Genomic DNA, 24,602 nt, shown 5'->3' on the forward strand with positions numbered 1-24,602 from the left:
AACGACGTCCTCGGGTTCACCGGCCATGCCGCCGTCGAACCGGCGGTGTTGAGAAGGTAGATCCGATCAGCGGCGTCGTAGGTATCGATGACCCGGTTGGGCGGGCGGCTTGGGGCGTGTGGTGGCGTATCTACCAGAGATCTCCTGGGCGCCACTTCCCCACTGCGTTGTCCCAGCTCGCGCTGTCTCTTTTCCCGTCTCACACGGGCGCTCGCGGCGTACCTGCCGCGGAGTTGAGCTGCCGGCACGCTCGGGAGGTCATCTCGCTGAAGTCTCGCTCTCATGTCCAATTGGACATTGAGTGGACATCAAACTTGAAAAGCCACAGAACTCCGCCGCTAGTGCGCCATGTTCGTGAAGCGCGAAAGATGCAGCTGGTGCGCGACGGTGATCGTCTTCGTCGGTCCCGCACGGTGTTTCGCGATGATGAGATCAGCCTCGCCGCCGCGCGGATCGTCGCGTTCGAAGGCATCCGGCCGATTCAGCAGGACGACCATGTCGGCATCCTGCTCGATGCTGCCCGACTCGCGGAGATCGGAGAGCTGTGGCTTCTTGTCGGTGCGCTGCTCGGGGCCACGGTTCAGCTGGCTCATGGCGACCACTGGGACGCTGAGTTCCTTCGCCAAAAGCTTGATGTTCCTGGAGAGCTCGGAGACCTCCTGCTGGCGAGACTCGACCTTCTTGCCCGAGGACATCAGCTGTAGGTAGTCGATCACGATGAGTCGTAGATCCGACTTCTGCGCCAGCCGGCGCGACTTCGCGCGGATCTCCATCATCGTCAGGTTCGGCGAGTCGTCGATGAACAGTGGTGCCTCGCTGATCTCGCTCATGCGGCGCGCCAACTTGGTCCAGTCGTCATCGCTCATATTGCCCGAGCGCATGTCGGCGAGCTTGATCTTCGCCTCTGCCGACAGCAGACGCATGACGATCTCGGTCTTGCTCATCTCGAGCGAGAACAGGATGCTCGCCATACGGTTCTTGATGGAGCACGACCGCAGGAAATCCAGGCCCAGCGTCGAGTTGTGCGTCGGCACCATCGCGTGGCTGGCCAGGTACATGTGGTCGACATTGTCGACCTCGACGCACCGGACCGGGACGCTCTCGATGGCCCTGACGTCGACGATGAACCTCGAACCTGACCGTGCCGTGTTCGCCGCGGCGCGCCGTTCCTTGTGCAGCACGGCCTTTCGGTGCAAACCGAAGACCTCGTCCTCGGTCGCGAAGGTGATCGTGTACGCGACCGACGATGCCTCGCTGCGACCCTTGACCCTCTTTGTCGAGGTCTGGGCTCGATAGCCCAGGCTCACCACCAATTCAGCGAAGTCATGTGCCAACACCGGATTGGTGACCGAGAACTGCACGGACCCACCGGCAGTCACCGTTCCGTCGGTGTCGAGCAGGCCCGCCAGCAGAGACCGTCGTTGCGCCTCGGATGCCCGCAAGTAGTCGATGGGGATGTGCTTGTTCCCGAGCACGCCGATGGTGCGGAGCCTGCCCTGCAGCGTACCGACGGCATTGCGGCACGGCTGGCACAGCCGCAGCCCACACGACGTTCCCCCGCATCGCGAGCAGGTCGGTGCGGGCACTGGTTGCGAGATGAAGCGCGCACGCCCGCCGCAGCTGCGTCCACACGTCCGGACCTGACTGGTCTGCGGCACGAACTCGGTGCCGCAGACTACGCAGGCTCGCGAATCCAGGGCCGGCTCTTCAGGCAGAAGCAACTGGTAGCGGTAGATGGCCGACGCGGACTTCCGCGCCACAAACCCTTCGGCCTCGATGCGCATGACGATCTCGGGATCGGCCGAGGTGAGTTGGGCAGAGGCCGTAGTGCCGTCGCCCAACCAGGCGCCCAGCGTGTACGGGGGCACAAGCAGTTCGCGCTCGGGGCCTTGAATCGCCTTGGCGTTCGTGACCGAGTGATTCAGGCGCTGGTCCACCGTCGGGCAGCGCAGCGTCTCCGCGATCTCGCCCGTGGTGCGCACCTCGGCGAACGTGCGCTGATTCTTGGTCCGGTTGTAACCGACCGCCGCGGCCTGCGCGGACTTACGGGAGGCGCGGGTGTCGGTGAGCCACTGGTGCTGCTCGTCCGCGACGATCACCGTGCCATCGGAGAACTCGACCTCGAAGCACGGCCGCCCGACCATGACCTCGGTGGCCGCAACAACCCGCGTCGGCAGTCCGTCGGCTCCGATGACGTGATCGCCGACCGCGACCTCGCCCATGGTCGTCCAGCCGGACGGCGTCGGCAGCGGGGTGTCGAGCGCCAAAGCCTTGCCCACACCCGGCCGCGCCGCGACGACGATCATCTGGCCGCCATGCAGCCCGTTGGTCACCTCGTCGAGTTCGGTGAAGCCCGTCGGCACACCTCGCGACACACCACCGTGGGAGGCGATCGCGTCGATCTCGTCCATCGTCGGCTGCAGCAGGTCCTCGAGCACCACGAAGTCCTCGGACGTGCGCCCGTCGGTGACGGCGTAGACCTCGGCCTGCGCGCGGTCGACCACCTGGGCGACCTCCGCACCCTCGGCGCCGGCGTAGCCGTACTGCACGACGCGCGTACCCGCCTCCACAAGCCTGCGCAACATCGCCTTCTCGGCGACGATGCCCGCGTAGAAGCCGGCGTTGGCCGCAGTCGGCACGGTGGAGATCAGGGTGTGCAGATAAGGGTGTCCGCCGACGCGCTTGAGGTGTCCCCGGCGATCGAGTTCGGCGGCGACGGTGACGGCGTCGGCGGGCTCACCGCGGCCATAGAGGTCGAGGATCGCGTCGTAGACGTTCTGGTGCGCGGGACGGTAGAAGTCGCCCGGCCGCAGCGACTCCAAGACGTCGGCAATGGCATCCTTGGACAGCAGCATGCCGCCCAGTACCGATTGCTCGGCTGCCATGTCCTGAGGCGGCTGGCGGCCGTATTCCTCGCTCGTAGGCGGAGCCTCTGTGTCCGAACGACCCCGGTCATCGACGACGGCCACTAAGCGTCCTACCTCCCCCGACTACGTGTCGAACGTGCATTCGATCTCACCGTCCGACCGACACTAGAACAGACCACTGACGTCACCACTGACGCGCGGCTCCGGCGGCTTACGTTAGACGTTGCTGAGGCCACCGCAAGACAGCCCTGTGGACAACCCTGTGGATGGTGTGTGGATACACGTGGACGACCATGTTGAGGCATTGGGGAGAACCTGTGGACTAATGAACGAAAAATCGACATCTCCGCAGATAAGCGCACCACAAGGCCCGTCGGAATCTGTGGATGCCAAATGGGTCGGCGTGTCGCCTCAGGTTGACACGCCGGGCGTGTTGTATTGCGCGAACTGACCGAAGAGGTTAACAGCAGGTTGCTTCGCTGGACAGGGTTTCCCGAGCTAAGTTCGCCAGCCAGACACAGCAACGCCCGGGTGAAGACAGATCATGTCCTCACCCGGGCGAAGTTACGCTGCAGAAATTACTCGGCGACGACGCTCAGTGAGAGCGCAGCGCTCACCTCGGGGTGCAACCGCACCGTGATCGCGTGATTGCCGAGCGCCTTGATGTGCGCCTTGGGCAGCTCGACGGTCCGCTTGTCGAGATTGGGTCCGCCGGCCTTCTTGATGGCCGAGACGACGTCGGCCGTCGTCACCGAACCGAACAGCTTTCCGCTGTCGCCGGCCGTGCGTGCGGGCAGCGACACCGAGCCGAGCGCCTCAATGGCGGTCTTCAGCTCGACGGCGTGCTCGCGGTCGCGGACGGTCTTGATCTCGCGGGCGCGACGGATCTCGTTCGCCTGGCGCTCGGCGCCACGCGACGCTGCGATCGCCAGACCACGGGGCAGCAGGAAGTTGCGGCCGTAGCCGTCCTTCACCTCAACGGTGTCGCCAGCCGACCCAAGATGGTCGACCTCAGCGGTGAGAATCAGTTTCATTGTTCTTCCGATCTACCGCGTCGCCGAGCTGAACGGCAGCAACGCGACCTCGCGGGCGTTCTTCACCGCGATCGCGACGTCACGCTGGTGCTGCACGCAGTTACCGGTCACACGGCGGGCACGGATCTTGCCGCGCTCGCTGATGTAGGTCCGCAGCAGTGCGGTGTCCTTGTAGTCAATGTTCATGCTCTTGCCCTTCTTCGAGCAGAACACGCACTTGCGGGTCTTGACCGGCTTCTCAGGCGCCGGCCGACGCTTGCTTGTCGTCTTGGCCATGTCGTTCTCTTTCTGGTTCTTGCTTTGTGGGCGTCGTCAGACGCCAGGAATTGTCAGAAGGGCGGTTCGTCGTCGGCACCGCTGAACGAGCCCGATGCGGGCGCGCTGCCCCACGGGTCGTCCTTGGGCGGCTCGGCGGGGCGTGAGCCACCGCCTCCTCCGCCGCCACCGCTGCCGAATCCACCGCCGCCACCGCCACCGCCGCGACTGGCCTTGTTGACCTTGGCGGTTGCGTAACGAAGTGACGGCCCGATCTCGTCGACCTCGAGCTCCACGACGGTGCGCTTCTCACCTTCGCGGGTCTCGAACGAACGCTGCTTGAGCCGACCGGTGACAACCACCCGCGCTCCGCGGGTCAGGCTCTCGGCGACGTTCTCAGCCGCCTCACGCCAGATGTTGCACCGGAGGAACAGCGCTTCGCCGTCCTTCCACTCGTTGGTCTGACGATCGAATGTGCGCGGTGTCGACGCGACGGTGAAGTTCGCGACGGCTGCACCCGACGGGGTGAAGCGCAATTCGGGGTCGGCGGTCAGGTTTCCGACGACGGTGATGATGGTGTCACCAGCCACGGTTTCCTCCTGAGATCTGGGTTCGGCTCTTCGCGCAAGCGCTCATCGCTGACGGCGTGCTCGAAGACTGCGGTCGCAGGCGAGCCTACGGAACTGCATCGACGAGCACGTGCTGTTGGCGACTAGTGCTTGTCGGTCCGCATGACCTTGGTCCGCAGCACGGACTCGTTCAAGCCGAGCTGGCGATCCAGCTCCGACACCGTGGCCGGTTCGGCCTTCACGTCGATGACGGCATAGATGCCCTCACCGTGCTTGGCGATCTCGTACGCCAGCCGGCGACGTCCCCAGATGTCGACCTTGTCGACGGAGCCGCCATCCTTGCGGATGACGTTCAGGAACGTTTCCAACGACGGAGCTACAGTCCGCTCGTCGAGAGTGGGGTCAAGGATGACCATGATTTCGTATGGACGCATAAGGAACCCATCACCTCCTATGGTCGTGTGCGGCCGCGGACATTCCGCGACAGGAGGGTCGCCTGCGTCGGCAACTGGGCCAGGTTACCCGACGAGCCCCCCACCTGCGAAATCGCGCTCCCCGGCCCCCGGGTCGTAGTTCACCTGCGGCCGCCCGGTGTCGGGGTGCGGCCGCACGCTGGCCACCACCCGGTAGACCTGCGCCAGAAGCTCGGTCGTCAGCACCTCGTCCGGAGGCCCGCAGCACACCTCGTGCCCTCCATCCAGCACATGGACAACATCGCAGAAGTGCGCGGCGAGGTTGAGGTCGTGCAGTGCGACCACCGCGGTGATGCCCAGCGCGGCGGGCAGCGCCAGCACGTCGAACTGGTGGCGGACATCGAGGTGGTTGGTCGGCTCGTCCAGGACGAGCAGCCGGGGCCGTTGTGCGAGCGCACGCGCGATCAGAACTCGCTGCCGTTCCCCACCCGACATCGAGGCGATGGGCCTATCACCGAGGTGGCCGACCCCGACCATCCGCAGTGCGTCATCGACGATCCGCTCGTCGGCGGCGCCGTCCCGCTGGAACATTCGCTTGTAGGGCGCGCGTCCCATCGCGACGACGTCGCGCGCCCGCAGGTCGAAGTCGCCGGTGACGTCCTGCAGGACGGCGGCCACGGTGCGCGCGGACTGCCGCACCGGAATCGTCTGCACGTCGACGCCGTCGATGTGAATCGACCCGCTCGTCGGGCGCAGGATCCGCACCAGACTGCGCAGCAGCGTCGACTTGCCGCATCCATTGGGCCCGACGATGCCGATCACCTGGCCGGGCTCGGCGCGCACCGACACCTCGTGCAGGATGCGGCGACCACCGAGCTCCACGCACAGCTTGTCGGCCTGCAGACGGGCGCCGGTCATGACCGCACCGCCCCACGACGGGCGTCGCGCCGAATCAGCCACAGGAAGAACGGCCCACCGCACAGTGCGGTGAGCACACCCACCGGAATCTCCTGCGGCGACGCCAATGTGCGCGCCGCGATGTCGGCGAGGACCAGGAACGACGCGCCCGCCAACGCCGCCGCAGGCAGTGCCCGGCGATGGTCGCTGCCGACCAGGAGGCGCACCGCGTGCGGCAGGATCAGCCCGACGAACCCGATCGGACCGCTGACCGCGACCAGCACGCCGGTCATCAGCGATGCCAGTACGAAGGTCACCACCCGGAACCGGTCGGCGTCCACACCCATGGTCACCGCGGCCTCATCACCGGCCAGCAGCACGTTCAGCGTCCGCGCGTGTGCCAGCAGATAGACCAGTCCGAGCAGCACCGCCGCCAGCGGCAGCCACAGCGAATTCCACTGCGCACCACCGAGACCGCCCAACATCCAGGTCAGTACCTGACGCGCCTGATCGCCACTTCTGGCGGTCAGCAGCATCAGACTGGTCACGGCCGACAGCACGTACGCGACGGCGACCCCGGCCAGCACCAGACGTGTCGTGGTGATCTGGCCGCCCGCGCGGGACAGGAAGTACACCAGGCCCAGCGCACCGACGGCGCCGACGAACGCCGCGACGGGCATCGAGGCCGCACCGAGAATCGCACCACCGGTCACGATCACGGCCACCGCGCCCACTGAGGCACCCGAGGAGACCCCGAGCAGGTACGGGTCGGCCAGCGGGTTGTGCACCAACGCCTGCAGCGTCATCCCGATCACCGCCAGCCCGGCACCGACCACCGCGCCGAGGACCACTCGCGGGCCGCGCACGTGGGTGATGATCATCTGATGGTGTGGCGCCCCGCTGGCGTCGAACATGCCGGGGAGCGACTGGTGCAGCAGGTTTCGGGCGACATCCATCGGCGGGATCGAGATGGACCCGATCGCCAGGCCCGCGATCATGCACGCCGCGAGCAGCACCCCCAGCGTCAGTAGCACCAGCGGGTAGGGCACGCGGCGTCGGGACGTCACCGGAAGCGGGCGGGATGCAACTGCTCGGCCAGCGGCCCCACCGCGTACGGCGCCCGTACCCCGAGCACGGCGTCCTGCAGCGTCAGCACGGCGAACCGGTCGTCGCGGATCGCCGGTACCGCGGCGAGTTCCGGCCGGCTGCGCAGGAATTCCTTCTTGGCCTCTACCGCTGGCGTGCCGAAGTAGTCGTAGATGACGATGACCTCGGGCTGCCGTTGCAGCACCTGCTCCCAGGAGACGTCGGCGAACGTCTCGTTGAGGTCGCCGAAAATGTTGGTGCCACCGGCCAATTCGATGATCTGGTTGCCGATGCCCTGGCGGCCCGCCGTGAACGCGGTGGCATCGCCGCTGTCGTAGACGAACACCGTGACGGGGTCGACGCCCTCGATGCGGGTAGTGGCCTCGGCGACACTGGCCGCCATCTCCGACACCAGGGAGTCGGCCCGTCCCGGGACGCCGAACAGCGTCGCGATGGTGCGCACCTCGTCGTAGACGTCGTCCATGGTGATCGGTTCGGTGGCGCAGTACTCCGGGTTGAGGTAGGTGGTGATGCCCGCATCGGCGAAGGCGGCCCGCGATCTTCCCGCCGACTCGTCGAACGTGCTGCTGTACCCGCCGTAGACGAAATCCGGTGCCAGCTCCAGGATCTGCTCGAACGACGCGTCCTTGTTGGACAGCTCCGGGATGGCGCGGTAGTCCTCGGCGTACTGCGGTAGCGGCGGGTTGTCCGGGTACACCGTGGCGACGATGGAGTCGCGCAGGCCGAGCGCGAGCATGAGCTCCACCGACTGCTGGTAGTAGCCCACGGCGCGCGTCGGTGCCGCCTGCAGCGTCACCTCGACACCGCAGTTGTCCACCGAGACGGGGAATCCCGGCGCGGCGGCGGCGCTGGCGTCAGCGTCGCCCCGCTGTGCGCACCCCGCCAGAAGCGGCAGGGCGAGGGCAGCGATCGCCAGCAGGCGCATCGGTCGGCAGAGTTGGGTCGGGCATGGCATTGCATCGGCTCCATCCGGGATGTCCACGTCCCAGAACGAGGTCCGGCGGGAGCAGTATCCTGACTCCTGGATCGATGCTCACCCCGACCTTCCAGCCTTGACGGCCGTGGTCGACAGCGGGGTTCGCTCCCCAGTCACAGTGGCGGGACCGCGCCGGTTTCGCACCGGCTTCCTGACTGCCCATCGGAGCCGGTCGGCGACCGGCCATCTCGACACTATCGGAGATGTGTCGCTCACGGCGCCGTCAGGTGGTGAGAACAGCCTCGCGCTCGGCCGACACGACGGGTTGCGGCTCGCTTCGGGGCCGCAGCCGGGCGGGCCACCAGGACGGGAACGCGTCGGGGGCGCGATCGAACACGCCACCGGACGGGTCGTCCACACGACCGTGCAGGCGGACCAGATCCAGCTCCGGCCGGTAGATCTGCCGGACCACCAGCACACAGAGGCCGACCACGGCGATATCACGCAGCAGCACCGTCGTGGTGAACCACTCCTGGGGCAGACCCATGTTCTGCTCGCCGTAGAGATACAGCATTCGCGGCATCCACACCAGCGCATCAATCGTCATCCATGCCAACAGGATTCGGCGGTGCGGCAACGCCAACGCGGCCAACGGCACCAACCACAACGAGAACTGCGGGCTCCACACCTTGTTGGTCAGCAGGAAGGCCGCCACGACCAGGAACGCCAGCTGCACCAGCCGGGGACGGTGCCTGGCGGTCAGACCGATGTAGGCGATCCCGGCACAACACACCGCGAACAACACCGCGGTCACACCGTTGAGCACGGTGGGGGGTTCCCAGAAGCCCAGGTTCTGGTCGAACCCGCCCCACCCTGTGAAGGACTTCACCACGTTGTAGATGGAGTCCATGTCGTCGCCGCGACGGGTGTTGAGCCGGAAGAACTCAGACCAGCCGCGCGGGAACATCACCATGATCGGCAGGTTGACCACCAACCAGGACAACACCGCGGCGATGGTCGTCTTCCCGACGTCGCGGACCCGCCCCGTGCGCACGCCCAGGATCACCAGCGGGATCAACAGCAGTAGCGGAAAGAGCTTGAGCGCCACGCCGATCCCGATGAGCGCCCCGGCGAGAACCGGTTTTCGCCGCGACCACGCCAGCAGCGCGCCCACTGCGGCCGCGACGGCCAGGGCGTCGAAGTTGGTGAATATCTGGAAGATCAGCAGCGGCGAGGCCGCCACCACCGCGGCGTCCCAGACCCGGCGCCCCGCCAACTGCGATGTCGCCCACACTGTCGCCATCCACGCCAACGCCAGACCGAACGCGGCGATGTTGAAGAACATCACCACCTCGGCGACGATCGGCACCGACACGAGCTTCGTCAACGCCGTGTAGGTCTTGGCCAGGGTCATCGACACGTACTGATACATGCCGGTGAGGACCGGATACTCCATGTACCTGACGGCCGGCGTGCCGTCGTACTGAATCTGCTGCTGGCCCTCGGCGTTCTTCTCGATCCAGCTCGACTTGTACGGGAACTTCCCAAGATTGAGCAGTTCGGCGGTGTAGAGCGGCACGGTGTCGGAGTAGCAGAACTCGTAGTAGGCGCGTTGGTTCTCCCACACGGCGACCCGCTGGTCCGCGGTCCCGGTGTCCGTCGACTGCAGGCACGCCGCCTTGGTGGAGTAGCCGAACGCCAGGAACAACACCGCGAGCGCCAGCATCACCCGCAGCGGAGTGAGGAAGCGAGTGCGGCCGATCAGCGCGTGCTTGCCGACCGGACCTCCGACAAGTCCCGACAGTGCCCGGACCGTGACGTCGTTGCGGCTGGGCAGATCGCGGTCATCCGCGCTCCGCAGGTCGTCGGCCAGCGGAGCGGGCGATACGGTCCCGCCTGGCGATACGGTATCCGCCGGCGGCTCCGGCGAGTCCGTCGACCGATCCGGCTCAGCGCCGGTCACGGCGGCGGCGGGGGGGCTGTCGCAGTCGGGGTGACAGCGGCCGGATCACCAGGCACCGGGGGCAGATTCGGATCGCCAGGCGGTGGCGGCGGCGGCATGGTCACCGTGGTCGGTGGCCCGAACGGGATCGTGATACCCGGGGCGATCTCCAGCGTCGGCTGGATGACGGTCTCCGACGGTGGCGGCGGCGGCACGTTCGGCGGTGGCGCGCTCGGCGGGGCTACGGGCGCCGGTGGGCCCGCATAGCCGCCGATCTCGGTGGGCTTCGGGAAGGTCTCCTTGTCGGTGCCGTCGAGCGCACCGTCCATGGTCGCCTTCCAGATGTTGGACGGCAGGCCCGACCCGTACACCGGGCTGCCGTATGACGTCACGAGCGGCTTGGTGCCGTCGGTGGTACCGACCCAGACCGCGGTCGACAGCGACGGCGTGTAGCCGACCATCCAGGCGTCGCGGTTGGCGCCGGTGTCACCAAGCTGGTTGGTGCCGGTCTTGGCGGCGGAGACGCGCCCGCCGGCGAGGTTGTGCCCGTTGGAGTAACCCGCGATCGGCGCCATGGCGGCGGTGACGTTGTCGGCCACCGCCTTGTCGATGCGCTGCTCGCCCTCGCTGGCCTGTTCGCCGGCATCGAAGAGCACATCGCCCTTGGCGTTGACGACCTTCTGCACGAAGTGCGGCCGATGGTAGACACCGGAGTTCGCGAGCGTGGCGTAGGCCGAGGCCATGTCGAGGACCCGGGACTGGTACTGGCCCAACACGATGCCGTTGTTGGGCGGGCCGCCCTGGCCGTCCTCGCTCAAGGTGTGCTCCACACCGGGGAAGCTCTCGGCGATACCCGCCGCGTGTGCCGCGTCGGCGACGTCCTGCGGGCCGTTCTCGAGTTTGAGCATCAACCGGTAGTAGCTGGTGTTCAGCGATCGCTTCAACGCCTCGGCGATGGAGCAGGTGCCGCAGCTGCCGCCCTCGACATTGGAGATCTTGATGCCGTTCACCTCGACCGGTGAGCTGTCGATCTGATAGCCCAGCCCGATGCCCTGCTGCAGCGCCGCCACGAGCGCGAACACCTTGAACGACGATCCAGTCGGCAGCCCGGCCTGGGCGAAGTCGAAGCCGTTGGCGTCCGAACCGCCGTAGTAGGCCTCCACACCGCCGTTCTTCGGGTTGATCGAGACGACCGCCGACCGCATGTCGGGCTCCTGGCCGTCGAGGGCGTCGGTGACGGCCTCCTCGGCAGCCTTCTGCGCCTGGGGGTTGATCGTGGTGGTGACCTGCAGGCCCTCGGTGTTCAGAGTCTGCTCGTCGATGTCGAAGAGGTCGAGCAGCTCCTTGGTGACCTGGCGCTCGATCAGCCCGTTGGGTCCGGTGGTCTGGTTCTGCTGGCTGGCCTGATCCGGTGGGACCGTGGCCGGGAACACCTGCGCGGCACGGTCGGCCGGTGACAACGCGCCCATCTCGACCATGCCGTCGAGCACCCAGTTCCACCGCTCGGCGGCACCCTCGGGGTCGACGGCAGGATCCAGCGTCGACGGCCGCTGGATGAGCGCGGCGAGCAGCGCCCCCTCGGCGACGGTGAGCTGTTCGACGGGCTTGTCGAAGTAGGCCTTGGATGCGGCGGCGATGCCGTAGGAGCCGCGGCCGAAGTAGATGATGTTGAGGTAGGACTGCAGCACCGCGTCCTTGGACCACTCACTCGACATCTTGGTCGAGATGACGAGTTCCTTGGCCTTGCGGATCAGCCCGCCCACGCCGGATCGCGCATCACCGACCAACGCGTTCTTCACGTACTGCTGGGTGATGGTCGAGCCGCCCTGCAGGTCGCCACCGAAGATGTTGTTCTTGAAGGCGCGCAGGAACCCGGTGAACGAGAACCCCGGGTTGGAGTAGAAGTCGCGGTCCTCGGCGGCCATCGCGGCATCTCGGACGTGCACCGGTATCTGGTCGATGTCGACATCGACCCGGTTGCCCTCCGGCGGAACGATCTTCGCGATCTCGCTGCCGTCGCTGGCCAGAATGGTCGACACCTGCGCGGTGCGGATATCGCCGGGCTTGGGCACCTCGACGATCATGTACGCCATCGCGAACGTCACGATCGGCAGCAGAACCGCCATCACGGTCGCCACGACGAGACCGCGCCGGACCCACTTCCAGTTGATCTGAGGGCGGGGACCCGGGCGCTTGCCCCCCGGTCCACCGCGCCCACCCGGGCCACCGCCGGGCGGCGGTCCCGCTGGCGGCGGCTTGGGCGGCGGTGTGCCGTCCAGCGCGGCCTTGACGATGTCGATCGGATCGCGCAGACGCGGGTCCGGTCCTGCGGGCACGGGCGGCAACACCATGGTGCGGCGGTCGTCGGGCGGCGACGGACGACGCGGCGGTCCGGCTGGTCCCGTGGGACTGGGCCGCATCGACGGTCCCGACGGGCTCATCGAGCCGGAGCCGGGCGCACCTGTGGGGCGGTCGGCGTGACGCTGCGGAGAGTCAGGACGTCGCGGAGGAGGAGCGCCGGCACCCTCAGCCGAGGCCCCCTTGGGGACGTCATCGGCTGACCTGTTGTGGCGCCCTTCGCTATTCACTGGCCGTGCGCGCTCCGGAGCGCGCCGTTCGAGTGCCGCGTGCGCCCTTGACCTTCGGCGGGCGCGGTGCGCCCAGCACGTAGGACTTCACTAGATGGTTCCAACTGCACGTACGACATACCTCCACGACGTGGACCGCGAACTCGTCAAACCGCGCGGCCAGCATCACCAGTTCCTCGGTGTTGCGAGCCGACCCGGATACGGCGCCGAGGTGATCGCCGAACACCCAGGACACCAGCGTGAGCTGTTCCTTGCGGCAGATCGGACACGTCACCGAACTCTGCCTGCCGTGGTACTTCGCGGCACGCACCAAGTAGGGATTGGCGTCACAGACCTCCGAGACGCCGGTGCGCCCCGAATACACCTCAGCCAGCAGGGACCGGCGCCGGAGCGCGTAGTCCACCACCTGTCGCTGCAATCGCACGTTCACCAGAGTACGTCGGCACACATCCGGTAGGGGCGCGACCACGTCATGGCGCGCGGACATTTGCCATGTGGTCAGCGGTGATGGGCACCCGACTTCTAACATCGTTGCGTGGCAACCCGGCAGAGCACAGGAACGCGGGCGAAGGATTCCGACCGCAACGACACGTGCCAGATCCTCGACAGCGCGCTGGCCGACGGCCAGCTGTCGATGGAGGAGCACCGCAGCAGGGTCGCGTCGGCGACCACGGCACCGACGCTGGGTGATCTGCAGGCGCTGGTCAGCGACCTGCAGAACGACAATGCGCCGGTCCAGCTGCCCGACCTGAAGAAGCCGTCGCGCTTCACGGCCGGCCCCGCATCGGCGGGCAACGGCTGGGGCCTGCGCGCCGCCGCCGCCGCCGTGCTGGTGGTGCTCGGCATCGCGGTCGGCTGGGGTCTGTACGGCAACACCAGCTCGCCGCTGAGCTTCACCAGCGACCCCGGCGCGAAGGCCGACGGCATTCCCGCGAAGGTCCTCACGCCACCGCGACAGCTGCACTCACTGGGCGGTCTGACCGGGCTGATCGAGCAGATGCGGTCGAAGTTCGGCGACACCACGGGCTACGGGCTCACGATCTACAGCGACTACGCGTCGCTGGAGCGCACCGACCCCACCGAGCCGCGCCGCGCGCTTCGCTACACCTACCGCGGCGGCTGGGGCGATCCGTCCGAGACCAGCATGAGTTCCCATGACCGCGTCGTCGATCTCGCGCAGTTCGACATCCCCATGCTGGTTGGCGTGGTCAGAGGTGCGCCAGAGACCCTGGGCATCAAGGCCGACGAGGTCGAGACCATCTACATCGACATCGAGGCGAACGAGGATATGACCGCTCCGCCGGGAAGTATCGAGATCAGCATCTATGTGAGCCCGAAGTTCGGGAACAGCGGTTACATCGTCCTGAACGGCGACGGCACCACCAAGAACGTCAACTACCCCAGCCCGTAATCACCTCCGGCGTCCCCTGCTGCATCGAGCTGATGTAGCGGCGTATATATCGGCGCGATACAATTGGCCGACGTGTTGGATCGTCGTAGCGACGGAGCAAAGGGGGTGGTTCGGTGCTTGAACTCGCCATTCTGGGACTTCTGCTCGAATCGCCCATGCACGGCTACGAGCTGCGGAAACGCCTGACCGGCCTGCTGGGAGCGTTTCGCGCGTTCTCCTACGGTTCGCTCTACCCAGCACTGCGCCGCATGCAGGCCGACGGCCTGATCGTCGAGGATGCCGCACCCGAGGGCGCGGTCAAGGTGCGGCGGGCGCGGCGCGTCTACCAACTGTCCGATGCCGGCAAGCAGCGGTTCGCCGAACTCGTCGCCGACACCGGACCTCAGAACTACACCGACGACGGATTCGGTGTGCACCTGGCGTTCTTCAACCGCACCCCCGCCGAGGCCAGGATGCGAATCCTGGAGGGCCGCCGGCGTCAGGTGGAGGAACGTCGCGAGGGCCTGCGCGAGGCAATCGCGCGCGCCAGCAACTCGCTCGACCGCTACACACGCCAGCTGCACCAGCTGGGGTTGGAGTCGAGCGAACGTGAAGTGAAGTGGCTCAACGAATTGATCGCGGCTGAACGCGGAGCGCAGGGACGCGCCGAGCAACAGCCCTAACTACCCGTACCCCCATATCCAGCAGGAGAAGGAGACAGTCCCATGTCCGAGACCCCGTCGAACGAAGTCCGGGTCGCCATCGTCGGCGTCGGCAACTGTGCATCCTCCCTGGTGCAGGGTGTGCAGTACTACTACGACGCCGACGAGAACAGCACTGTTCCGGGCCTCATGCACGTCAAGCTCGGCCGCTACCACGTCCGCGACGTGAAGTTCGTCGCCGCGTTCGACGTGGACGCCAAGAAGGTCGGCTTCGACCTGTCCGAGGCGATCTTCGCCTCCGAGAACAACACCATCAAGATCGCCGACGTGCCGCCCACCAATGTGACCGTGCAGCGCGGACCCACCCTCGACGGCATCGGCAAGTACTACGCCGAGACCATCGAGGTCTCTGACACCGAGGCGGTCGACGTCGTCAAGGCGCTCAAGGACGCCAACGTCGACGTCATGGTGTCCTACCTTCCCGTCGGCTCGGAAGAGGCCGACAAGTTCTACGCGCAGTGCGCGATCGACGCCGGCGTGGCCTTCGTCAACGCGCTGCCTGTCTTCATCGCCAGCGACCCCGTGTGGGCCAAGAAGTTCACCGACGCCGGTGTGCCGATCGTCGGCGACGACATCAAGAGCCAGGTCGGTGCCACCATCACCCACCGCGTGATGGCCAAGCTGTTCGAGGACCGCGGCGTGCAGCTCGACCGCACGATGCAGCTCAACGTCGGCGGCAACATGGACTTCCTCAACATGCTGGAGCGCTCGCGCCTGGAGTCCAAGAAGATCTCCAAGACCCAGGCCGTCACCTCCAACCTGCACAAGGAATTCAACGCCAAGGACGTCCACATCGGCCCGTCCGATCACGTCGGCTGGCTCGACGACCGCAAGTGGGCCTACGTGCGGCTGGAGGGTCGCGCGTTCGGTGATGTGCCGCTGAACCTGGAGTACAAGCTCGAGGTCTGGGACTCGCCGAACTCGGCAGGCGTCATCATCGACGCGGTTCGCGCCGCGAAGATCGCCCTCGACCGTGGCATCGGCGGACCCGTCGAAGCCGCATCGGCCTACCTCATGAAGAGCCCCCCGAAGCAGCTGCCCGACGACATCGCGCGCGCGCAGCTCGAGGACTTCATCGAGGGCTAAGCCTCACTTCTCCACCGAGACTGCGGGGAGATCGCGAATTCCACCGGAAACGTGATCTCCCCGCAGTTTCGGCGTTTGTGGGGGTGGTTAGAGTCACATTCGTGGTCGACCCGGTTATCTCAGATGACGAACTGCTGACACTCGACGAGTTCGGGCTGCTGCCCGAGAACGCCGAACAGATCGGCGCGACGGGCCCGCTACCCCACGTCACACGCATCGAGTCCGGCCCCATCAGCGCGCTCAAGTGGGGCGAGGAGTCCCCGCAGATCGTGTTCCTGCACGGCGGCGGGCAGAACGCCCACACCTGGGACACCGTGATCCTCGGGCTCGGTGTGCCCGCCCTGGCGATCGACCTGCCCGGCCACGGCCGCTCGGCGTGGCGTGAGGACGGCGACTACGGGCCCAAGCTCAACGCCGAGACGCTGCGCCCCATCCTGCGCGAATGGGCGCCGGACCCGCGCCTCGTGGTGGGCATGTCACTCGGCGGACTCACCGCGCTGCGCATCGCCGCCACCGACCCCGCCCTCGTACCCGAGCTGGTGTTGGTCGACGTGACACCGTCGGCACCCGAGCGGCACGAGGAGATGACCAAGGCCCAACTCGGCGCGGTCGCGCTGGTGAAGGGCGACCGCTCGTTCGACAGCTTCGCGGCCATGCTCGACGTGACCGTGGCCGCCGCACCGCACCGGGACCGGAACTCGTTGCGCCGCGGCGTCTTCCACAACAGCAAGCGGCTCGACGACGGCACCTGGACGTGGCGCTACGACTCGATCCGCAAGGGCGACGGGTTCGAGGGCCTGTGGGACGACGTGCCATCGGTCACCATGCCGACGACGCTGGTGCGCGGCGCCAACTCCTACTTCGTCAACGACGAGGACGCCGAGTCCTTCGCCAAGGGCGCACCCGGTTTTCAGCGCACCCACATCGTCGCCGACGCCGGCCACTCGGTGCAGGGCGACCAACCGAAGGCGCTCGTCGAGATCCTGCGCGAAGTGCAGGGCGTCTGACGCCGGCTTTTCGCCAACCGGCATTTGGGGTAGCCCACCGTCATGACTACCCCAGCCGAGCCCATGGAGCCGTTGACGCCCGCCGAGACGCCGGAGCGCCTCTCCCCCGTGGAGACACCGGAACGCCTGGTGCCCGCCGAGACACCGGAACGCCCGGACACCGAACCCTCGCCCGCGTAAGACTCCGTTCACCTTCTCGTTGACGACTGCTCTCCCAGCGCCCGTAGGTTCTCGCGCGACGCGGCCACAGCCCCGGCCCTGCGTCGATTCCGCGAAAGGACCCTGCTCGATGGCACTCGTCCCGTTGAACCTGCTCGTCACCCACGAGGGCCGCTCGTCGCGGCAGCGCATCACCTGTCGCTACAAGTGCGGACAGGCCTGCTTTCACCCCGCACCGAACACCAGTGACAACGAGTACTTCGGCGACATCGTCGCGGCGCTGACCCGCCGCTCAGCGCTCAAGGCCGCCGGGGTGGCGGTCCTGGCCGTCGGCGCGGGCTCGGCGCTGGCCGCGTGTTCGACCGCCGCCCCGCAGGCCACGCCTACCTCGTCACCCGAGCCGGTGCCCAACCCGCCGGGGATGAACTTCACCGCGATCGCACCGAACAGCGAGGACGTCGTCGTCATCCCCGACGGCTACCGCCAGGGCGTCGTCATCAGCTGGGGCGACCCGGTGCTGCCGGGCGCGCCTGCGTTCGACGTCAACGCCCAGACGGCCGACGCGCAACGCGGCCAGTTCGGCTTCAACAACGACTTCGCCGGACTGCTGGCCATCGAGGGCTCGACCAACCGCTTCCTGCTCGTCACCAACCACGAGTACGTCACCCCGCAGTTCATGTTCACCGGCTATGACGCCGCCGCCCCCACGCGCGCGCAGTTCGACATCGAGATCGCCGCGATCGGTCTGTCGGTGGTCGAGGTCGAGCGCACACCGGACGGGCTGCGGCCGGTGCTGGGCCGCTACAACCGCCGTATCACCGCCGACACCCCGATGATGCTGACCGGTCCCGCCGCGGGTACCGACTTCGTCAAGACCGCAGCCGACCCGACCGGTCGCACCGTAGCCGGCACGTTCGCCAACTGTGCGGGCGGTGTAACCCCGTGGGGCACAGTGCTTTCCGGTGAGGAGAACTTCCACACCTACTTCGGCGCCACCGAGGGCACACCCGCACCCAGCCCGGTGGTCAGTGACCAGTTCAAGCGCTACGGCGTCAAACCCGCACCGTCCGAGCTGCTCTGGGAGAGCTTCGACCCCCGCTTCGACCTGACCGCCACACCCAACGAGGTCAATCGGTTCGGCTACATCGTCGAGGTCAACCCGTGGGACCCCGCATCCGCACCCGTGAAACACAGTGCGCTGGGCCGGTTCAAGCACGAGGGCGCCACCATCCACGTCACCGACGACGGCACCGTCGTCGCCTACACCGGCGACGACGAGCGCTTCGACTACATGTACAAGTTCGTGTCGAGCAAGAAGGTGATGCCCGGCGCCGGGGCGAGCGGAGCGACGGGGGGAATTCCAGATGCCGCGTCGATGGCGCACAACATGACGATCCTCGACGAGGGCACGCTGTACGTCGCGAAGTTGTCCAGCGACATCCCCGCCGGCGAGATCGACGGCTCGGGAACGCTGCCGGCGAGTGGCTCGTTCGCCGGTGCGGGCACGTGGATTCCGCTGCTGCGCACGGGTCCCGACGGCCGGGGCGAGTCCCTGATCCCCGGCGTCACCGCACAGGAGGCAGCGGTGTTCACCCGCTTCGCCGCCGACAAGGCCGGCGCCACCAAGATGGACAGGCCCGAGGACTTCGAGGCCAACCCCAAGACCGGCAAGGTGTACGTCGCGCTGACCAACAACGACGAGCGCGGCGTCCCCGGTGAGGCCGGCCCCGATGCGGCTAATCCTCGCAACGACAACAAGAGTGGCCAGGTTCTCGAGATCACTGACGATCACGCCGGCACCACCTTCACCTGGGATCTCCTGCTGGTGTGCGGTGATCCCGCCGCCGCGGACACCTACTACGGCGGGTTCGACAAGACCAAGGTCAGCCCCATCTCCTGCCCCGACAACCTGGCGTTCGACAGCCACGGGAACCTGTGGATCTCGACCGACGGCAACGCGCTGGACTCCAACGACGGGCTCTTCGCCGTCGCGCTCGAGGGTCCCAATCGTGGTGAGACCAGGCAGTTCCTCACCGTCCCGCTCGGCGCGGAGACGTGCGGACCCGTCATCACCGACGACCTCGTCACGGTGTGCGTGCAGCACCCCGGCGAGAACGACGACAACAGCATCGACAATCCCCTGTCGCGCTGGCCCGAGGGGAACAACGGAACGGCCCGGCCGTCCGTTGTCGCGGTGTGGCGCGACGGTGGCAACATCGGGGTATGAGCCTCCCCACCCGCATCGGCGTCCAGCTGCAACCCCAGCACTCCCCGAACTACGGCCACATCCGAGACGCCGTCCGACGGTGCGAGGACATGGGCGTCGACATCGCCTTCAACTGGGACCACTTCTTTCCGCTGTATGGCGATCCCGACGGCGCACACTACGAGTGCTGGACCATGCTCGGCGCGTGGGCCGAGCAGACCTCGCGCATCGAGATCGGCGCGCTGGTGACCTGCAACTCCTACCGCAACCCTGAACTGCTGGCCGATATGGCGCGCACCGTTGACAACATCTCCGACGGCAGGCTGATCCTCGGCATCGGATCGGGCTGGAAGGACAAGGACTACGACGAGTACGGCTACGACTTCGGCACGGTCGGCAGTCGCCTCGACGACCTCGCCGCCGCCATGCCGCGCATCACGTCCCGGCTGGCCAAGCTCAATCCCGCACCGGTGCGCGACATCCCGATCCTGATCGGCGGGCAGGGCGAGAAGAAGACCCTGAAGATGGTCGCCCAGTACGCCCACATGTGGCACGGATTCACTACCGCCGAGACCTACCCGGCCAAGGCCGCGGTGCTCGACGCGCACTGCGCCGACATCGGCCGCGACCCGTCGACCATCGAGCGCTCGGCCGGCGTGGAGGACAACAGCGGCGTCCTGCGCGGCGAGGCGCTCGACGCGCTGCTCGCCAACGCCCAGGGACTCGTGGACCTCGGCGTCAGCCTGCTGACGGTCGGCGTCAACGGCCCCGACTACGACCTGACGGCGGCCGAGGCACTGTGCCGGTGGCGCGACGAGCGCGCCGGCGGCTAGACCCCCCGGGTCTAGCTCGGCGGGAAGGTCAGCGACAGCGTCTCCAGGGACACCACCGCGGCGGGCCACGACAGCTTCGGGATGTCCGCCAACCGGTAGTCCGGGATGCGGGCGTGGAACTCCTCGAGCATCAGTCGAAGCTCGGCGCGCGCGAGGTGAACCCCCAGGCACCGGTGGATCCCTCCGCCGAACGCCAGGTGGGTGATGCGCTCATCGAGGTCGATGACGTCGACGTTGGTCGACCGCAAGCCCTCACGGTTCGCGGTGCCAAGCACCAGCACTACCTGCGTCCCGGCCGGGATCAGCGTCCCCGCCACCTCGACGTCCTGGGTCGTCGCTCGCGGCACCATCTGCGCCGGACCATCCAGCCGCAGTACCTCCTCGATGAAGAACGGTAGGCGCGCCGGGTCGGCGATGAGCGTGCGTCGCAGCGCGGGGTCCTCGGCAAGCCGCAGCAGACAGAATCCGATAGCCGCGGTCACGGTGTCGAGGCCGGCGAGTACCAGCACAAAGCACATGCCGAGCATCTGCTCGTCGGTCCAGGCATCGTCGCCGGTGATCGCCAGGACGCCACTGATGAGGTCGTCACCGGGATGTGCGCGCTTGTGCGCGATCTTGTCCTGCAGGTAGCCGAACAACGCCATCGAGCACTCCATCTGGCGCGCACTGGCCTCGCCGTTCGCCTGCTCCACCGTCCCCGAGTGAAAGAGGCCGTCGATCCAGTCCAGGCACTGCGGCAGATCGTCGTGCGGAAGGCCCAGCAACGTCAGGATCGCCTGCGTCGGGAACTTGCGGGCCAGATCAGCCATGACCTCGCACTGGCCCGTCGGGGCGAACGCGTCGATATGGGCCCGCACCTGCGCGCGCAGGCCGTCCTCGAGTTCGCGCATCCGCTTGGGACCGAAGAACGGGTCGAGGACCTTGCGGTAGCGCGCGTGATCGGGCGGATCGACGGCGAGCGGGATCAATTGGATCATCGCGCTCAACCCGTCGAACGCCTTCTCCGACGAGAAGATCTCGGGGTGCGTCTGCGCGTAGCGCACCCCTTCGCGGCTGGTGATGTAGTAGACGTCACCGGCCCGGTAGACCTCCCCGGGACGGCGCAGATAGTCCATGGCCGCGGACCGGTCGGGCCGCATCGGTGCATCGTCGTAGTAGGTGTGGTGCACGGCCGCAGTGGTCATGCTCGGCAGCGTAACGAGAACGATAGTCTCGTTTGATCGGATTGCGGGATCCGGCATCGGGCGCCTCGCCGGCCCGCCAACCCCGTGAGACACTCCAAAGAGCTATGCCCAAGAAGTACGGGGTCAAGGAGAAGGATCAGGTTGTCGGTCACATCGTCAACCTGGTTCTGACTGGAAAACTCCGCTCTGGGGACCGCCTCGATCGCAACGAGATCGCCGAGGAGCTGGGCCTGAGCCGCGTGCCGGTGCAGGAGGCCGTCATCCAACTCGAGCACGACGGCATCCTCTCGACCCGCTACCACCGCGGCGCCTACATCGAGCGCTTCGACCACCGGGCCGTGCTGGAGCACTACGAGATCGACGGTGTGCTCAACGGCGTCGCCTCGGCCCGCGCAGCCGCCGACCCCACCGACGAGCTGGCGGAGCGGCTCGGCAAGGTGCTGGAGAATCTGCGCAATCGCGTGGAGTCCAAGGGTTTCCAGCAGTCCGCGGCGAAGTTCCGCCGCATCGTCAACGACACCTACGCAGGCCCCCGGCTGCTGGCGGCCATCCACTCCGCCGCGACACTGATGCCGCAGACCTTCTGGAAGGTCTACACCGACAGCCATGACGAGCTGCTGCCGTTCTACGAGACCGAGTTCACCGCCATCACCGGTCGGGACGCTGATCAGGCCCGCACCACATGCGAGGAGCGGTCCCTGCTGATGGGCCGGATCATGGTGTCCGAGCTGATCCGGCGCGGCGTGCTCCCGCCATCACAGAGACACCAAACCCATCCATTGCGTTCTGAATGAGGGGAAGGGGCTAATTCCCGGGACCGCGTTCGTTACGTTTTCACGATGACACGCGACGGGGTTCTCCGGGCGACCGTGCTGGCACTGGTGTTGGCGATCATCTGCGGCCTCGGCCTTGCGCCGACCGCGCTGGCCAACGACGACCAGTGCGCGCCTCCGGGTGAGCAGAGCGCGAGCGCGCTGCCGACCAACCTGGCCGCGGCCGCCAAGGGACCCGAGTCCGATCGATACACCACGCCCACCGTGGAACCCCTCGATACCGTCGACGTCGCGGCGCTGGGTCTGGGCACCCCCGGAGTGCTCACCGTCGGCACGCTCTCGGACGCCCCGCCGAGCATCTGCATCAACTCCGCGGGCCAGTTCACGGGTTTCGACAATGAACTGCTGCGGGCCATCGCCGACAAACTCGGCCTGCGGGTGAACTTCGTCGGGACCGACTTCTCCGGTCTGCTGGCCCAGGTCGCGTCGCGCCGCTTCGACGTCGGCTCGTCATCGATCACCACCACCGATGCGCGGCGCAAGACCGTCGGCTTCACCAACGGCTACGACTTCGGCTACTTCTCCCTCGTGGTGCCGACGGGCTCACCGATCACCAGCTTCACCCAGTTGGCCCCGGGTCAACGGATCGGCGTTGTGCAGGGCACCGTGCAGGAGGCCTACGTCGTCGACACCCTTGGCCTGGACCCGGTCAAGTTCCCCGACTACAACACCGTCTACGGCAGCCTCAAGACCCGGCAGATCGACGCCTGGGTGGCGCCCTCACAGCAGGCACAGGGCACGGTGCAACCCGGTGATCCCGCCCAGATCGTCGAGAACACCTTCAGCCTGGACAACTTCGTCGCCTACGCGGTCGACAAGACCAACCAGCCGCTCATCAACGCGCTCAACTCGGGCCTCGACGCGGTGATCGCCGACGGCAGCTGGGCGCGGCTGTACTCCGACTGGGTGCCCCGGGCGCTGCCGCCGGGATGGAAACCCGGGTCGAAGGCGGCTCCGCCTCCCCAGCTTCCCGACTTCGCGGCGATCGCCGAGCGCGCGGCGCAGTCCACCTCACCCGACTCGCCCGTAGGGCCGAAATCCACACTGTCCCAACTGAAGGAGACCTTCCTCAACTGGGACCTCTACCGGCAGGCCATCCCCGACCTGTTCAAGACCGGCCTGCCCAACACCTTGATACTGACGTTCGCGGCCAGCATCATCGGCCTGGTCCTCGGCATGGCGCTGGCGATCGCGGGTATCTCCCGCTCTCGCTGGCTGCGCTGGCCGGCCCGGGTGTACACCGACATCTTCCGCGGGCTACCCGAGGTCGTCATCATCCTGCTGATCGGGCTGGGCGTCGGGCCCATCGTGGGCGGACTGACCGGCAACAACCCCTACCCGCTTGGCATCGCCGCGTTGGGCCTGATGGCTGGCGCCTACGTCGGTGAGATCTTTCGATCCGGCATCCAGAGCGTGGAGGCAGGCCAGCTGGAGGCCTCGCGCGCACTGGGTTTCAGCTACGGCTCCTCGATGCGTCTGGTGGTGGTGCCCCAGGGCATCCGGCGCGTCCTACCCGCGCTGGTGAATCAGTTCATCTCGCTGCTCAAGGCGTCCTCGCTGGTCTACTTCCTCGGCCTGATCGCCAGTCAGCGTGAGCTGTTCCAGGTGGGCCGGGATCTCAACGCGCAGACCGGCAATCTGTCCCCGCTGGTGGCCGCCGGGTTGTTCTATCTCGCGCTGACCATCCCGCTGACCCACCTCGTCAACTACATCGATGCGCGCCTGCGACGTGGACGCGCGCAGACCGAGCCCGACGATCCGCTCGACCCCGCCAATCCCGCGACAACACAGGAGATGGTGTGAGTACGACAGGCGGCCCCGGGAAGGGCTTCGAACCGGTCTCATTGGCGGGCAAGGACATTCATCTGTCCTTCGGCGTGAACACGGTGCTCCGCGGCGTCGACATCGACGTCCCCGCCGGCACCACCACGGCGGTCATCGGGCCGTCGGGATCGGGCAAGTCGACGCTACTGCGCACCCTGAACCGGCTGCACGAACCCGACCGCGGCGACATCCTGCTCGACGGCCGCTCGGTGCTGAAGGACAATCCCGACAAGCTGCGACAACGGATCGGCATGGTGTTCCAGCAGTTCAACCTGTTCCCGCATCGCAGCGTGCTCGACAACGTGACGCTGGCACCGCGCAAGTTGAAGAACCTCGGGGTCGACGAGGCGACGGAACTGGGTATGGCGCAACTCGAGCGCGTCGGGTTGAAGCACAAGGCGCAGGTGCGGCCCGGCACGCTCTCGGGTGGGCAACAGCAACGGGTGGCGATCGCCAGGGCGCTGGCCATGGCACCGCAGTTGATGTTCTTCGACGAGGCCACCTCCGCACTCGACCCCGAGCTGGTGAAGGGCATCCTCGCGCTGATCGCCGAGCTCGCCTCCGACGGTATGACGATGGTGGTCGTGACCCACGAGATGGGCTTTGCCCGATCGACCGCGGACTCCGTGGTCTTCATGGATCACGGGCGGGTCGTCGAGTCCGGACCACCCGAGCAGCTCTTCGAGTCCGCCGAGACCGACAGGCTGCGCCAGTTCCTGTCTCAGGTGCTCTAAACGGCTGCTGACAAGAGGCGACAGGTTAGACTGCCA

At 67.1% G+C, this 24,602-nt stretch carries 22 protein-coding genes and 1 riboswitch; of the genes, 10 read left to right on the forward strand and 12 right to left on the reverse strand.

Annotation, left to right across the window (positions count from 1 at the left end; genetic code table 11):
• Nucleotides 1-338: 338 nt before the first annotated feature.
• From dnaB to ABIA65_RS03485, 11 genes are all read right to left on the reverse strand, one after another.
• On the reverse strand, nt 339-2,969 hold the full coding sequence (gene dnaB / locus ABIA65_RS03435; RefSeq protein WP_354522635.1) for a replicative DNA helicase: 2,631 nt from the start codon (nt 2,967-2,969) through the stop codon (nt 339-341).
• 476 nt (nt 2,970-3,445) lie between these two features.
• Nucleotides 3,446-3,901, reverse strand: coding sequence for a 50S ribosomal protein L9 (rplI, locus tag ABIA65_RS03440; RefSeq protein WP_241402303.1), 456 nt, complete (start codon nt 3,899-3,901; stop codon nt 3,446-3,448).
• A gap of 12 nt (nt 3,902-3,913) precedes the next feature.
• Nucleotides 3,914-4,177: a 30S ribosomal protein S18 gene (gene rpsR / locus ABIA65_RS03445; protein ID WP_241402302.1), complete on the reverse strand. Its 264-nt coding sequence runs from the start codon at nt 4,175-4,177 to the stop codon at nt 3,914-3,916.
• A 53-nt stretch (nt 4,178-4,230) separates the two neighbouring features.
• A complete protein-coding gene (locus tag ABIA65_RS03450) occupies nt 4,231-4,746 on the reverse strand; it encodes a single-stranded DNA-binding protein (protein ID WP_241402301.1) in 516 nt (171 codons plus the stop codon).
• A 122-nt stretch (nt 4,747-4,868) separates the two neighbouring features.
• Nucleotides 4,869-5,159 carry a 30S ribosomal protein S6 gene (gene rpsF / locus ABIA65_RS03455; RefSeq protein ID WP_241402300.1) on the reverse strand — a complete coding sequence of 97 codons (291 nt, stop codon included), beginning with the start codon at nt 5,157-5,159 and terminating at the stop codon, nt 4,869-4,871.
• Nucleotides 5,160-5,243: 84 nt separating this feature from the next.
• A complete protein-coding gene (locus tag ABIA65_RS03460; RefSeq protein ID WP_354522636.1) occupies nt 5,244-6,056 on the reverse strand; it encodes an ABC transporter ATP-binding protein in 813 nt (270 codons plus the stop codon).
• Entirely contained in the window at nt 6,053-7,102 is a 1,050-nt protein-coding gene (locus ABIA65_RS03465) for a FecCD family ABC transporter permease (RefSeq protein ID WP_354522637.1), read from the reverse strand. The genes ABIA65_RS03460 and ABIA65_RS03465 overlap by 4 nt, the downstream gene beginning before the upstream one ends.
• Complete coding sequence (locus ABIA65_RS03470) at nt 7,099-8,067, reverse strand: ABC transporter substrate-binding protein (RefSeq protein ID WP_354522638.1); 969 nt, start codon at nt 8,065-8,067, stop codon at nt 7,099-7,101. Before ABIA65_RS03470 ends, ABIA65_RS03465 begins: the two co-directional genes overlap by 4 nt.
• A 61-nt stretch (nt 8,068-8,128) precedes the next feature.
• Nucleotides 8,129-8,317, reverse strand: a riboswitch (cobalamin riboswitch).
• A 24-nt stretch (nt 8,318-8,341) separates the two neighbouring features.
• Nucleotides 8,342-9,931: a glycosyltransferase family 87 protein gene (locus ABIA65_RS03475; protein ID WP_354523075.1), complete on the reverse strand. Its 1,590-nt coding sequence runs from the start codon at nt 9,929-9,931 to the stop codon at nt 8,342-8,344.
• Nucleotides 9,932-10,017: 86 nt separating this feature from the next.
• A complete protein-coding gene (locus tag ABIA65_RS03480) occupies nt 10,018-12,420 on the reverse strand; it encodes a transglycosylase domain-containing protein (protein WP_354523076.1) in 2,403 nt (800 codons plus the stop codon).
• Between the two features lie 160 nt (nt 12,421-12,580).
• Nucleotides 12,581-13,012, reverse strand: a complete 432-nt coding sequence (locus ABIA65_RS03485; protein WP_241402295.1) for a DUF5318 family protein — start codon at nt 13,010-13,012, stop codon at nt 12,581-12,583.
• Between the two features lie 111 nt (nt 13,013-13,123).
• On the opposite strand from ABIA65_RS03485, the gene ABIA65_RS03490 reads away from it, so the two are divergent.
• The 7 genes from ABIA65_RS03490 (at nt 13,124) to ABIA65_RS03520 (ending at nt 19,991) form a co-directional block, all read left to right on the forward strand.
• Nucleotides 13,124-13,999: a DUF1707 SHOCT-like domain-containing protein gene (locus ABIA65_RS03490; protein WP_241402294.1), complete on the forward strand. Its 876-nt coding sequence runs from the start codon at nt 13,124-13,126 to the stop codon at nt 13,997-13,999.
• 113 nt (nt 14,000-14,112) lie between these two features.
• Nucleotides 14,113-14,661, forward strand: coding sequence for a PadR family transcriptional regulator (locus ABIA65_RS03495; RefSeq protein WP_241402293.1), 549 nt, complete (start codon nt 14,113-14,115; stop codon nt 14,659-14,661).
• Between the two features lie 42 nt (nt 14,662-14,703).
• Nucleotides 14,704-15,786: an inositol-3-phosphate synthase gene (locus tag ABIA65_RS03500; protein ID WP_241402292.1), complete on the forward strand. Its 1,083-nt coding sequence runs from the start codon at nt 14,704-14,706 to the stop codon at nt 15,784-15,786.
• A gap of 101 nt (nt 15,787-15,887) precedes the next feature.
• A complete protein-coding gene (locus ABIA65_RS03505; RefSeq protein ID WP_354522640.1) occupies nt 15,888-16,793 on the forward strand; it encodes an Rv0045c family esterase in 906 nt (301 codons plus the stop codon).
• Between the two features lie 42 nt (nt 16,794-16,835).
• The gene (locus tag ABIA65_RS03510) at nt 16,836-16,973 is read left to right on the forward strand and encodes a hypothetical protein (RefSeq protein WP_241402290.1); all 138 of its coding nucleotides are present in this window, start codon (nt 16,836-16,838) and stop codon (nt 16,971-16,973) included.
• A gap of 109 nt (nt 16,974-17,082) precedes the next feature.
• Entirely contained in the window at nt 17,083-19,179 is a 2,097-nt protein-coding gene (locus tag ABIA65_RS03515) for a PhoX family protein (RefSeq protein ID WP_354522641.1), read from the forward strand.
• A complete protein-coding gene (locus ABIA65_RS03520) occupies nt 19,176-19,991 on the forward strand; it encodes an LLM class F420-dependent oxidoreductase (protein ID WP_354522642.1) in 816 nt (271 codons plus the stop codon). The genes ABIA65_RS03515 and ABIA65_RS03520 overlap by 4 nt, the downstream gene beginning before the upstream one ends.
• An 11-nt stretch (nt 19,992-20,002) precedes the next feature.
• Here ABIA65_RS03520 and ABIA65_RS03525 read toward each other — a convergent pair whose 3' ends face one another.
• Nucleotides 20,003-21,175 (reverse strand): cytochrome P450, encoded by a 1,173-nt coding sequence (locus tag ABIA65_RS03525; RefSeq protein ID WP_354522643.1) that lies wholly within the window; start codon nt 21,173-21,175, stop codon nt 20,003-20,005.
• A gap of 104 nt (nt 21,176-21,279) precedes the next feature.
• Here ABIA65_RS03525 and ABIA65_RS03530 point away from each other — a divergent pair, with 104 nt between their 5' ends.
• From ABIA65_RS03530 to ABIA65_RS03540, 3 genes are read left to right on the forward strand one after another with little or no spacing between them, the layout of a single operon-like run.
• Nucleotides 21,280-21,969 (forward strand): GntR family transcriptional regulator, encoded by a 690-nt coding sequence (locus ABIA65_RS03530; RefSeq protein ID WP_241402286.1) that lies wholly within the window; start codon nt 21,280-21,282, stop codon nt 21,967-21,969.
• Between the two features lie 45 nt (nt 21,970-22,014).
• Nucleotides 22,015-23,811 carry an ABC transporter substrate-binding protein/permease gene (locus tag ABIA65_RS03535; protein WP_354522644.1) on the forward strand — a complete coding sequence of 599 codons (1,797 nt, stop codon included), beginning with the start codon at nt 22,015-22,017 and terminating at the stop codon, nt 23,809-23,811.
• Nucleotides 23,808-24,566 (forward strand): amino acid ABC transporter ATP-binding protein, encoded by a 759-nt coding sequence (locus ABIA65_RS03540; protein WP_305853320.1) that lies wholly within the window; start codon nt 23,808-23,810, stop codon nt 24,564-24,566. The genes ABIA65_RS03535 and ABIA65_RS03540 overlap by 4 nt, the downstream gene beginning before the upstream one ends.
• Nucleotides 24,567-24,602: the final 36 nt, after the last annotated feature.

The organism is Mycolicibacterium sp. 624 (genome assembly GCF_040548615.1).
Classification (GTDB): Bacteria; Actinomycetota; Actinomycetes; order Mycobacteriales; family Mycobacteriaceae; genus Mycobacterium.

Excerpts from the sequence above, each read along its gene's own strand:
- rplI (WP_241402303.1), bottom strand. The coding sequence starts at position 3,901 with ATGAAACTGATTCTCACCGCTGAGGTCGACCATCTTGGGTCGGCTGGC.
- rpsR (WP_241402302.1), bottom strand. The coding sequence starts at position 4,177 with ATGGCCAAGACGACAAGCAAGCGTCGGCCGGCGCCTGAGAAGCCGGTC.
- rpsF (WP_241402300.1), bottom strand. The coding sequence starts at position 5,159 with ATGCGTCCATACGAAATCATGGTCATCCTTGACCCCACTCTCGACGAG.
- ABIA65_RS03460 (WP_354522636.1), bottom strand. The coding sequence starts at position 6,056 with ATGACCGGCGCCCGTCTGCAGGCCGACAAGCTGTGCGTGGAGCTCGGT.
- ABIA65_RS03470 (WP_354522638.1), bottom strand. The coding sequence starts at position 8,067 with ATGCGCCTGCTGGCGATCGCTGCCCTCGCCCTGCCGCTTCTGGCGGGG.
- ABIA65_RS03480 (WP_354523076.1), bottom strand. The coding sequence starts at position 12,420 with ATGCGGCCCAGTCCCACGGGACCAGCCGGACCGCCGCGTCGTCCGTCG.
- ABIA65_RS03500 (WP_241402292.1), top strand. The coding sequence starts at position 14,704 with ATGTCCGAGACCCCGTCGAACGAAGTCCGGGTCGCCATCGTCGGCGTC.
- ABIA65_RS03510 (WP_241402290.1), top strand. The coding sequence starts at position 16,836 with ATGACTACCCCAGCCGAGCCCATGGAGCCGTTGACGCCCGCCGAGACG.
- ABIA65_RS03515 (WP_354522641.1), top strand. The coding sequence starts at position 17,083 with ATGGCACTCGTCCCGTTGAACCTGCTCGTCACCCACGAGGGCCGCTCG.
- ABIA65_RS03520 (WP_354522642.1), top strand. The coding sequence starts at position 19,176 with ATGAGCCTCCCCACCCGCATCGGCGTCCAGCTGCAACCCCAGCACTCC.
- ABIA65_RS03525 (WP_354522643.1), bottom strand. The coding sequence starts at position 21,175 with ATGACCACTGCGGCCGTGCACCACACCTACTACGACGATGCACCGATG.
- ABIA65_RS03530 (WP_241402286.1), top strand. The coding sequence starts at position 21,280 with ATGCCCAAGAAGTACGGGGTCAAGGAGAAGGATCAGGTTGTCGGTCAC.
- ABIA65_RS03535 (WP_354522644.1), top strand. The coding sequence starts at position 22,015 with ATGACACGCGACGGGGTTCTCCGGGCGACCGTGCTGGCACTGGTGTTG.